The 11419-nt window shown below is 34.7% G+C and carries 9 protein-coding genes, 1 tRNA gene and 1 pseudogene; 4 read left to right on the top strand and 7 right to left on the bottom strand.

Translation table 11 applies throughout. The features are described from left to right. Both F991_RS17635 and F991_RS04005 read left to right on the top strand, forming a co-directional pair. The coding region (locus F991_RS17635) for a hypothetical protein (protein WP_004669106.1) at window positions 1-648 on the top strand (648 nt) is incomplete at its 5' end. Then, entirely contained in the window at window positions 639-2339 is a 1701-nt protein-coding gene (locus tag F991_RS04005) for a UvrD-helicase domain-containing protein (RefSeq protein WP_004669104.1), read from the top strand. The genes F991_RS17635 and F991_RS04005, both read left to right, overlap by 10 nt. 32 nt (window positions 2340-2371) lie before the next feature. Here the strand turns inward: F991_RS04005 and greB are convergent, their stop codons facing one another. Genes greB through gmtY form a run of 4 tightly spaced genes read right to left on the bottom strand, consistent with a single transcriptional unit; the run spans window position 2372 to window position 7527 of the window. Beyond that, a complete protein-coding gene (gene greB / locus F991_RS04000; RefSeq protein WP_004669102.1) occupies window positions 2372-2854 on the bottom strand; it encodes a transcription elongation factor GreB in 483 nt (160 codons plus the stop codon). Further along, entirely contained in the window at window positions 2851-3462 is a 612-nt protein-coding gene (gene gmtX, locus F991_RS03995; RefSeq protein ID WP_004669100.1) for a gamma-mobile-trio protein GmtX, read from the bottom strand. Before gmtX ends, greB begins: the two co-directional genes overlap by 4 nt. Beyond that, the gene (locus tag F991_RS03990) at window positions 3452-6220 is read right to left on the bottom strand and encodes a gamma-mobile-trio integrase GmtZ (protein WP_004669099.1); all 2769 of its coding nucleotides are present in this window, start codon (window positions 6218-6220) and stop codon (window positions 3452-3454) included. Before F991_RS03990 ends, gmtX begins: the two co-directional genes overlap by 11 nt. After that, on the bottom strand, window positions 6217-7527 hold the full coding sequence (gene gmtY, locus F991_RS03985) for a gamma-mobile-trio recombinase GmtY (RefSeq protein WP_004669098.1): 1311 nt from the start codon (window positions 7525-7527) through the stop codon (window positions 6217-6219). The genes F991_RS03990 and gmtY overlap by 4 nt, the downstream gene beginning before the upstream one ends. A 109-nt stretch (window positions 7528-7636) precedes the next feature. On the opposite strand from gmtY, the pseudogene F991_RS03980 reads away from it, so the two are divergent. Beyond that, window positions 7637-7984, top strand: a pseudogene (locus F991_RS03980) (GreA/GreB family elongation factor); the annotation flags it as partial. A 96-nt stretch (window positions 7985-8080) separates the two neighbouring features. After that, window positions 8081-8170: transfer RNA gene (locus F991_RS03975), tRNA-Ser, on the top strand. A 279-nt stretch (window positions 8171-8449) separates the two neighbouring features. Here F991_RS03975 and F991_RS03970 read toward each other — a convergent pair. The 3 genes from F991_RS03970 to F991_RS03960 all read right to left on the bottom strand — a co-directional run bounded on the left by F991_RS03970 (window position 8450) and on the right by F991_RS03960 (window position 11313). Beyond that, complete coding sequence (locus F991_RS03970; RefSeq protein ID WP_004669095.1) at window positions 8450-9520, bottom strand: hypothetical protein; 1071 nt, start codon at window positions 9518-9520, stop codon at window positions 8450-8452. 1 nt (window position 9521) lies between these two features. Then, entirely contained in the window at window positions 9522-10709 is a 1188-nt protein-coding gene (locus F991_RS03965) for a YagK/YfjJ domain-containing protein (protein WP_004669094.1), read from the bottom strand. Window positions 10710-11079: 370 nt separating this feature from the next. After that, window positions 11080-11313, bottom strand: coding sequence for a helix-turn-helix transcriptional regulator (locus F991_RS03960; RefSeq protein WP_004669093.1), 234 nt, complete (start codon window positions 11311-11313; stop codon window positions 11080-11082). Between the last annotated feature and the right edge of the window lie 106 nt (window positions 11314-11419).

Raw genomic sequence — 11419 nt, 5'->3', positions numbered from 1 at the left:
GATCCTACTGATCCTACTGATCCTACTGATCCTACTGATCCTACTGATCCTACTGATCCTACTGATCCTACTGATCCTACTGATCCTACTGATCCGATGATAGATTTATTAGATGAGACATCAAATTATAAAAAATGTTATCCATTTGAGTTCGGTGTTAATTATGATGAATATGACTATAAACAAAATGTTTATTCTGCTTATGATAAACATCCGAATATTTGTTTTTTTAGCCCCGACAAAATTTTAGGGAAAACCTTAGAGTATGAAATATTAAGAGTTAATCCTACAGCAGATTTTTTAATTACTGACTATATGTCAAATCAAGATGAAATTAAAAAATTAATGCAAGCTTGTAAAGATGAAAAAAACCTTGAAGATATTGTTACCCTTCTTAAAAAGAAAAGTAAAGAAAATACCCGCATTGTTAAAAGCATTAAAGCTAATACAAATCCTGATTGGACAGGTGATAATAAAATTCAAGCTATTATAGCTGCACGCTATCTAAACTCAGTAGGAAAAGGTGAGAATGCTTTAGAATTAGCAAGAATATTAGAAGAAAATTTAGAAAAAAAAGGCACAGCTGATTTTAAAGATTTTATTGTCCCTACTTACATTAAAGAGGCTATTGAATTTTTATGTCAATAATACAGATAGATTCCAATAAAAGACTTGATGATATTGAGCATCATTTTAAAGTTAGTGCTGGTCCTGGAGCAGGTAAGACACATTGGTTAGTTGAACATATAAGAAATGTGCTTCATCACTCAAATCGGCTTGGTAAAGTACGGAAAATTGCCTGTATCACTTATACGAATATAGCTGTTGAAACTATTTTGAATAGGTTGGGTACTTCAGCAACCCAAGTAGATGTTTCAACGATTCATAGTTTTCTATATCGTCATATTCTTAAACCATATGCTTTTTTGATAGCAGACGAGTATGGTTTAGACTATTCCAAACTTGATGGGCATGATGAACTTAATCACTCACATAGCAAGATAAGTAATTGGTTGAAGTCAACATCACAGCAATCGTTACTAAAAGGAAAAGCTAACATTTTAAAAGCTTTGGATACAATTCAATGGCAAATGACGGATAGTGGTGAATTATTTTTAGGTCTTCCAATTAATAAAACTTATCTAGGTAAGGTTACAAATATAAGTATTAAAAAAAATAGCTATATTGAATATAGAAAAGAACATTGGAAATTAGGAAATATTCATCATGATGATGTTTTATTCTTTAGTTATCAATTAATTGAAAAGTATCCATTCATTTTAGAGGTAGTTCGGGCTAAATTCCCATACTTTTTTATTGACGAATTCCAAGATTGCAATCCAATTCAACTTTCAATTATTGAAAAAATTGCGGAAACAGAGACTATAGTAGGATGCATAGGTGACCCTGCCCAATCTATTTATAAATTTCAGGGAGCTGAGTTAGGACTTTTTTTAAGTTTTAGTTTAAATGGAATGTCCCATTATCAAATCTTAAAAAATAATCGTAGCACAATAAAAATTATAAAAGTCCTAAATTTTATAAGATCAGATTTAACTCAAGAACCTGTTCGAGAAGTAGATGGTGAAAACCCTTGTTTAATAGTAGGCAGTACGAAAAACAGCATTCAGGAAGTACGAAAATTATGTGTTGATGAAGATTTTTACACTTTATCAAGAGATAATATTACTGCTAAAGCACTACAAAATGAACTAGATAATACATTTAATATAGATAATCTGTTCGAAAGTTTATCAGAGATAGATAGTGATAGAGATAGAAAACAAGCAGTTTGTAGTAGTATCAAAGCTATTGAATTAGTGAGAGAAAAAAAATTTAAAGATGCATTTAAAGAATTAGAAAAAATATTCCCAAGGAGTCATTATAATATTTCAATATCCATAGAATATATTTCGACCCTAATTGGAGAATACGATTCATACAAAAATGAAAATTTAATAAATTTTATTGAAATTATACAGAAACTATTTCATTCACGACTTACTAAAGTAAGTCGCGGTAAAGTTAAGGAATTTTATGAAAATACACTTTATAATCAACTAAGTGTATGTATAAATATTCCTGATGATATGAGTCTTAATAAGACTATTCATAAATCTAAAGGTGATGAGTTTAATAATGTTTTACTTGTATTAAAGTCAGAGCAAGAACTAGATTTTATATTATCTCCTCAATTAGCTGATCCTAAGGCAGAAGAGCATCGTATTCTTTATGTTGCTATAAGTCGTGCTAAAAATAGACTTTTTATTTCTGTTCCATCATTGAAGGTTAAGAATGAGCCTAAATTTAGCGAGCAATTTGAAATTGTTAGATGCTAGAAGTACATATTTGAGTTGAAAGCTAATGACGACTATAACCATTTATTGGTATAGTCAATTTTGCAGATATACCAAATTTTCTTGCCTGTTGGTGTATGTACTTGAATTTCATCATCTACAGACTTACCTAAACAAGCCTTCGCTATTGGGGATTGGAGAGAAATATAGTCTTTATGACCATAGATTTCCTCGTCTCCAACAATACGAAATGTGATGGTTTCACCGTCATCATTTTCTAATTCAACCCAAGCACCAAAATAGGCTTTACCATCTTGCTCAGGGCTATATTCAACTTTATAAGCAACTTCAAAAAGCTTGGTTAAGTATCTAATTCTACGATCAATTTCACGCAACTTTCTTTTATTATAGATGTAATCAGCGTTTTCTGACCGATCGCCGAGACTGGCTGCCCAAGACACTATTTTCGTAATTTCAGGGCGTTCTTTACGAACTAAATCATTTAACTCATCTTGTAAGCGTTGATAACCTTCAGCCGTTAATAATTTACGATTCAAGACAAATACTCCAAAGCCTTGCGTAAGGCATCTAATGTTGAAACTTTAAAAACAGGCTTATTCGACTCATCTACAAGTTCGCCAAAATGAGTTGATTTAAGATTCCATTTTTTTTGGAAATCTGTAGACAATAAATACTGTAATGCTCGTACTTCTTGATCAGAAAGCTTAAAAGATTCATCGGGCATCATATTCTTATGATCATAAATATCAATCCTTTGTTTTGGCGGAATAATTTCACGGATCATTTGTTGAGCTTCTTTTAATTCAGATGCCATAATTCGTACAAGCAATTGATGCTTGGGATTTTGAATTTCCTCGATCCACGCACTATCTGTTTGCGATGGTTTAACTAGGCTAGGCTGTTGTGATGCAACATCTGCAAAACATTGTATTAGTGCTCTATACTTTTCACCTGTCTTATTCCTAATGCTTTGCGCTTTAGGAACACCTCTGTTAAATCCCAAATTAGCAATGGTACTGACAGAAAAATCCTGAATTCCACGTTCCTGTTGCTCAATACATATCTCATAGATTGCATCAAGCGACTGCTGAATTTTTTGAGATGAGCCATGTTTTAATTTATTTAATAATTCTTCAGGATTCATGACTTGCCTCAATCAATGTTGGAGAATTATGTAGAATGAGTTCAATTTCTGATTTTGAAATTTTTTCAGTTTCAGAAAGTTCTATCAATTTACGCTTACCATCCATAACATTTTGTACTTTATCCCAAGATTTGAGGCGACTCATCAATAATTTAAAAATTTGATTGCCTGCCGAAAGTTGCTGTTCTTTAGATAACATGAATAAAGCAGGCATAATTTCGTTAAACATCGCCATTTTATCTATGAGTTGAGTTCTTGGGTAAATGGCTTGATCAGCATTACAAGATTTATAAATGACGGCATTTTCACACACTTCTTGTAATTGCTGATAATGACTCACTTCTTCCATTTCTAAAACCAACTCTGCATTTGAAGTAGTAATGAGCGATAATGTATCTGTATTTTCTAATAATGCATTGTTATTAATGAGCTTGTGACATTTTGTAATATGGCTATAAGCCGATTGAATATCGCATAAAAGCATATCTAATTTTTTAGCTGCTGTCTCATATTCTGATTCGAAATTTCTAAGTTCAGTTTCGAGTTTTGATCTTTTCACAGCACCTTCAAATTTTTCTTTCTTTAAGTTAGCTATATATTCTTCTTTTTCAATATTATCAATATCTTGATTAATCTGATTGATTTTAAGTTGTAGTTTGGAACATATTTCAGATTGATCATTGGATTGGAGTAATATTTCATTTGTAATTGCCAATAAACCACCAAGAAAGGCGGGTCCAGTAATAAAATGTCTACAACGTATACAATTCTGAGTTCCTAAATAACCTTGAGGTGTAGGGGTATAGAATGAACTACTTTTAATTAACTCACCACCATCCTCACATCTTGAAGCTGCAAAAGGGCAAATACCATAATCTCTAAAAATAAAATTACCTGCAGGAACCTCATTAGATAAAGCCTGCAGTAATTCCAAATTATTGCCAACCAATTGGTTTTTAACACTTTCAATTTTATTTTGTTCAATTGTTCTTTGGATAGATTCAACTTCAGATTTTAAGGCTATTTTCTCGCCTTCTTCTAATCGAGTTCTAATGTCATGATTGGAAACTTTGCAATAATAGATCGACATAATTACCGAGCTATGACCGACGATTTTCATCACGATTTCAATGGGCATACCCATTTCAAGCACATAAGCCGTAATGAGGCTTACACGCATGCTATGGGGCGTATATTTAGATTTATATGCACCTAAAACTGCTCTATTTCCTTCAAGTGTAGTTAAGCAAAGATTTGAGGGCTGTATATTATAAAGAGCAGCTGCTAATCTCGGGGTTAATGCATTTCCGACATTCGCCGCCTCAAAATCATTAAAGCGTCTAAAAAGAAAACAATTCAATCCTTTGGCTTTTCTTTGTACCTCATTTAAATTTGTTCTTTGACAATCAATCCAAGCACTCGGATATGAGATAGGATTATATTTTTGTTGCCATTTCCGTAGCCTAATTAGCCAATATGCTAAGTCTTCTGGGATCCACGGAATTGTGTAGCCTTGCCCATTGTTATTTGTTTTATTCGTCGTGGTAAACATACCTATTTGACCATCAGGCATTCTTTTTATGAATGATTGTTCTTTGGTCAACCCAGAAAGTGGGGAATTATTTATTTTCCAAATGACTTTGTTCTGCTGATCTAAATCTACAATATATTCATCTGCTTCACCTGAGTCATTATAGGCTATTTGCCGTCCTCTTAAAGGAACTTTGGTAAGTGCATAAGTATGAATCCAATCAGTTGGACACCATAAATATGCTTGATTATCAATGACACGGTAAACACAATCTAAATCATTTAAATCTAATTGATCAAAGTTTACTTTTACCCAATCTGCATCAAATTTATGAAGATGCTCTAAATCTTGGAAATTTTTTGCACTGGATGGAATAATCCATTCTTGGGCTTTTTTGACAAAATGATATTGTAAGCATGGCTTTGTCGTTTCAGAACGAATTGAGCTTGATGATATATTTTTTTGATTTAATAAAAGGGAAAATGGATTACGAGCATTGTCAACACGTACAATCTCACCAGTTTCCTCATCTTCAATCGTTAGATCATTGTCAATAATGTAATCTAAGAATTCATTGACATAAACGACTAGTTTTCTCCTCATTGGTTCTGATTCTATATTTTCAAGTAGATCACGAAATGGTTTTACATCGAATTTTTCTTGAATGAGAAAGGCGTGTGGAGATTTGCTTTTATCAAATTGTTCGATATAAAGACGAACAAAACGACACAACTGAGATTCTTTAGTCCCACCACCACGAGCTTTAGTCATGAACTCTTTGATCTTAATCGCCCAAGTGACATAGTCAGGAGAAATAAAATCTGGTTTAAATGGTTCTGTTTTACCTAAAAATTTGTACCAATTTTCCCATTCATTCGGATAGACGCCTTGCGGATCAAGCGGAAGGCCAGGGTCATTTAATTTTAAAATAAAACTTTTGTATTCTTTAGCATTTTTAAGATTTTTGTCTTCTACTAAACTTTTTAGTTCTGAATACGAAATAAAATCGACTATATCAAAAAAATCCTTATAGCTAACCCACTCATCATAAATTCGCTCAGGGTGTGCAGGCAGCCCATATTCCTTGTAATTTTGTCTATATGATACTGAATTTGAAATACCAATATTTTTACAGAATTGTTTTAAAGAATCTAGGTCTGGAAAAATCGAGAACTCTTTGTTAAATCGTTTGCTTTCAATTTGTCTGATTACTTGAGGTTTTATCATTGAATCTCTCTCAATTTTTCTTGTACTTCTTCGATTGTTGGCTTGATGTAAACAAGACATGATGTTGGACTTTTATGATGCATTGCTTTTTGAATTTCGACTTGATTTAAGCCAGCCTGACGTGCTCGAAAACCATAAGCATGTCGATGTCCATGTTCAGTTGTTCCATGATCTTTCTTACAAATTAGCCCAATACGCTCTACTGCACGTTTATGCAGTCGTTGAAAGTTTTTTATAGTTTCCGGCGCACCTAAGCTATTTGTAAATGCAAAAGGATGAGGATTACTTCTCAGAGGCTCTACACGCTGATATTTGAGATAGTTTGCCCAAATTAATAAGAACTCTTTTGCTTTCTCTGGTGGGTTAAATACAACATCAAAATATCCTTGTTTTGATGTAAGTAATGGGTTTTTCCATCCTGCATATAAACGTTCGGTAAATGGGTAGTTATTTCTAGGTTTGAACGATGTTTTGGATAAAAGAAATTCACGCCTATTTTTGAAATGAGGATCTGGAGCTACACCTAGTTCTGGATGATAAACACGAACAAGAGCTTCTTTAGGGTGATTTGGATTCAATGTGATATCTGAAGTGTAAATATGAAAAATTTCGCTTTTCCTAAGCCCACCGTAATTCATCAACATCGTAATCGCTTGTGATTTATAATCATAGTGTCCATTTTTTTCGAACCCTAAGTAAATCAACCTTTCAATTTGATCTTCAGGAAAACGGACTGCATATTCAAAATCAATCAGATCTTCATTGAATGAGCCAACCAAGCGGACTTGCTGCTGTGATAGATCTTTTTTAGTTAAATGATTTAGGAAAACATTTGCTTGTTTATGATAATAAGCACACCAATTTAGACGTTCTTCATAGCTTGTGGCTTTGCGAAATGGATTTACGCGAATTGTTGAATGTTCATCCTGCAACATCAGAAAATCTGTGTAATGGGTAATATGAAATAATAGATTATTGGTATCTCTGACTGTGCGTGGTCGCCAATAAAGATCGAGAGCATCAGTTCGGTTAGATGGGTCAATTGTACCTGTGATTAATGCCTCAGTGAAAGCTTTGAGTAATTTAGTAGCATTCTCAATTTGAGGAACAGAATTTATATATTTCAATAAAAGTTTAAGCGCATAACAAGATCTTTCTTTCCATGATTCACTTTTTGAATTAAACCAAGCCAAATAGCGCAAATGAGAAATGATGACTCCTTTCTCAGTCAGGATACAAGGTAATACTAGTGTTGTATGTGAAGTACAATCTTTGTAATTTACATAAATTTTCTTAACGTAAGCCATATACTATTTAGTATGAAGTATGAGGTGTTTTGTAATTTAAAATTAACATTATTTGATCAGTTGTCAATATAGAATATTAAGAATAGTATGTTTTAAGATAGGGTTATAATATCAATATAATAAACAAATACTTAGGAAAATTGATCGTCGTGTTCGATATCTGGGAAAACGTCTAGAAGAATTGAAGATCATCGATTATGTACCCGAACAAGAAGGAAAAGTTTATTTTGGTGCTTGGGTAGAGATCGAAAATGATGCAGGCGAAAAGAAATCACTGCGTATTGTTGGTGTTGACGAGATCTATGATCATCATCCTCAACATATTTCAATTGAATCACCAATGGCACGTGCATTACTTGGTAAAGCCGTTGATGATGATGTTGAAGTCGATACGCCGCTTGGGAAAAAAGTATGGTATATCAACTCCATTCGTTATGAAAAAAACGAAAATTGTTAAAATAACAGGGTGTTGATTTTATTTTGATCATTTGATGCATGATTTTGCATAAAAGGTTTGCCAAGGCGCGGTTTTATTTATATGATAGCCGCCATTGGAAGCGTGGCAGAGCGGTTTAATGCACCGGTCTTGAAAACCGACGAGGGTGTGAGTCCTCCGTGAGTTCGAATCTCACCGCTTCCGCCAAATATCTAAATAAGCCCTTGTTTTTGCAAGGGCTTATTTTTTATCTGTAGTTTTACCCCTCAACTTACCCCTCATCAAGTTTTGGTTGTGATTGAATCTAATTGTCCTTTTTAGTATGTCTTTGGATGATAGTTTAAAATTATCAAAGAAAAATAAACTGATTTCTCATCGGCCGAGTCGGGTGATTTGAGCTGATCGTGTCTGAAATTTTAATCAAATGGTGGAAACAAAAAAAACAGCATAAGTTTCCCTATGCTGTTTTCATTCAATCAATTTCAGTTATCGTTCATAATCTGCTTTACCTCGTTCAACTTTTAAACTTGGAGCGTTATCTCTGAGCCTAAACCAGTAGTCTGGAGCAACCAGTTGAACTTTGAGTACATTTAGGCGATTACCCACGTGAATTTGCTTTAAATCATAGTAGTTTTGTTCCTGTCCTTGAAAAAGAGGAGCATTCCCAGAATTCATGGTGTAGGTTGTGCCTAATACTACATGATCAAGATTTAGATTCATAAGATAGGGTTCAAGTGTTTGGTAAAGTGGTGTACTGTTAAATTTAATCAGGTCTGAATGTTTTTTTCGAACAAAAAAAATCAGCCTAATCGATTGTGCTTGCTCAATATCCATTTCCTCGCGCGAAAGAATACCAAGGACATTATTTTGACGACGGTTACGCCAAACAGCTTGAATGATCTCTTTACATTGTTCCTGTACGATTTCATAAGCGGACATATCCCTAAAATCAGGATCACCAAAAACAGGCTCTAGTCCATTGCGTAGTTTACGCTGTACAACGAGTGAATGAACTTCAAAACGATTTGTTTCACCGCAGATAAATTCTAAGAATCGATCGTATGAAGTGGTCAAATGTCCAAATCTATTGCTCCAGGATCTACATTGAGTTGTGATTGCTCTGGTTTGGATTTGGACTTTGAAATCAGCAAAACACATCTCACAAGCCTGTTCTACATCTTGGTACGCACCGATAGGGATATCGCAAATTCGATGTTTAAACATTAATTGACTGAGTAAGGCAATTTCAGGATGAAGTAAGGCATTTTGAAATCTACCCGTTGTATAAGGGTTACACGTATTGTCTCCTACAATAGCTAGAACAAGGCGACCCAAGTTTGTGACATAAAGATTGGGTATAAATGGATGAGAGACGGCCGTAGGATTATTGGTGAATATCCGAAAGCGTTTTCCAGTTTTAATTTTGTGGATCAGCTCTGAGTATGAGGCTAAAGAAACAGGGACAACATGTGTGTATCCTTGATAAGCATAGGCTTTAGTCACAACATTAAGATAGTTGAGGGCTTCGGTTTTTTCCATAGCGTTGAATGTAGTCATATTATACTTCCTGAGAGAATGGTTGAGATTTTGTTGTGATTAAAGTGCGAGGGCGGCCTGAATTGGCTTTAGGCTCAGGAAGCTCACTGCGGTGAAATCGTTTAAAATTCTTCAGCTCAGAAAACATAAAAAACTGATCAGCTTTGACGATGTAATCAAAAGTTTTGAATAAGTAAGACTGTTTTTCAGTATCAGAATAATGAATCATGCCGATACCACAGTATTTGTATTGGTCTTTCTGCATATTGCAGATGTAGGTGCAGCCGCGATTTCTGGTCACTTTTATCCAGTAATCCGAAATATATTGGGCGAGCGTAATATCCTCTTGATGTTTATCACCATCATAGAAAAAGTAGGCGTGTATATGGAACCCAGTGGCATGAGAGTATTCATACTGCCAGATATAGCCTTCTATGGCGTTTAATAGCTTGTTATTGCGCCAATTGTTCTTGAACTTTTTCATAGACCGTTTTAGATAGCTCAGGTCATGACGCGAATAAGTGAGAGCAATAGACGATGCATGTTTGAGCAAGGTCTCTGGATCACGTTTCAATGCAAAATCCATTCTGATGACCAAGACTCTGGCAAACTTTGCAATGAGGTGGTTGAAGAGCTCAATGCACGCAGACTTATTATTTTTCTTGTCTATACTTCGATCTCTGATTTTCTTTTTATACTCGGTACTACCCAGCTGTTCCATCAGCCGTGCTATAAACAGATTAAATAAATCAACATACTTTTGGGCACTCTGCTTATCTTTAGGATTGATAAGCGCAGGGAAGGAGAGTATCTCAAGGTCTTCTGAAGAGAATTTTGATTGCACGGACATCCATGCTTTTACTTCTGCACCATATGAATACTTCGTAGAAAATTGATGCTGGAATGCTGAGCGCATTTTCTCTTCTAAAGATTCCCATTTGGGAAGAAAATGAACTCGATGACGTTCAGGAAAGAAAGGAGACTTTTCTTTCACTATTTTTGCTACAGGAAGTTGAGTCTTTTCACATAGAGCAACGACATTGACAATGTTGAAGCAAATATCAGCCACATGATCAATCGCATGTCGAAATTGATATGAGTTGCCATCTAGTGCTGTCAGCATGCTTGAACTTAGATCAGAATGCTGAAGAGCAGTTAGCTCCTCAAGCGTAAATGTGCCAGCGGAGTTATGGAGTTTTGGTTTGTTCATACATTTCTCGATAATAGGTTTCAAGAAATTTGGGCAATAGCTGTCTGTAGCCACGAGGTTGAGTCGTGTCTAAATGGGATGAATGACATCAGTTAAATATGATCTACTCTCTGAGAAGGATTAACTCAGTGAGTGATCTGACTTTGCTAGAGCAGTCAGAATCACTACAGATGATCATTGCTCAATCATCTCTGTCTCTTACAGTATGAAGATCAATATATTCAATAATTTAAGTATCTAAAAGATATGAATATATTAAATGGTTTAATACCGTTATTCATCTTCAAGCAAAACTCAAGTAAAACAGACAGGCTATGCACAAATTCATATTGTATTTACGTGAATATCTCAATTTATGAGATATACACAGTTAGGCCGTCTTTTGTGGATGATTACGGGCTTCTATTTTGGACTGAATCCAAGCCTGAACCTCACTAAGTCGCCAACGAGTCAGATGACCGAACTTTACTGGTTTGGGAAAGTCGGGGTCATAACGTTTAGACTTTGAATTCATGCGATCATAGATGGTTGACCGAGATAGACCTGTAAGCTCTTCTAGATCAATGCGCGTGATCATTTTGAAGGGATCGGTTGTTGAAGCCATAAGTGTATTCCTTGTTGGGGGATTTAAGTGCATGTTGTACAACATAGGAATACTTTAGATGGGGCCTCGATGCACTTACAGTTTTGTGCACCGAGAGATTTTTATT

Source organism: Acinetobacter sp. CIP-A165 (assembly GCF_000367985.1).
Lineage (GTDB): Bacteria > Pseudomonadota > Gammaproteobacteria > Pseudomonadales > Moraxellaceae > Acinetobacter.
This window is presented reverse-complemented; position numbering and strand designations above follow the sequence as displayed.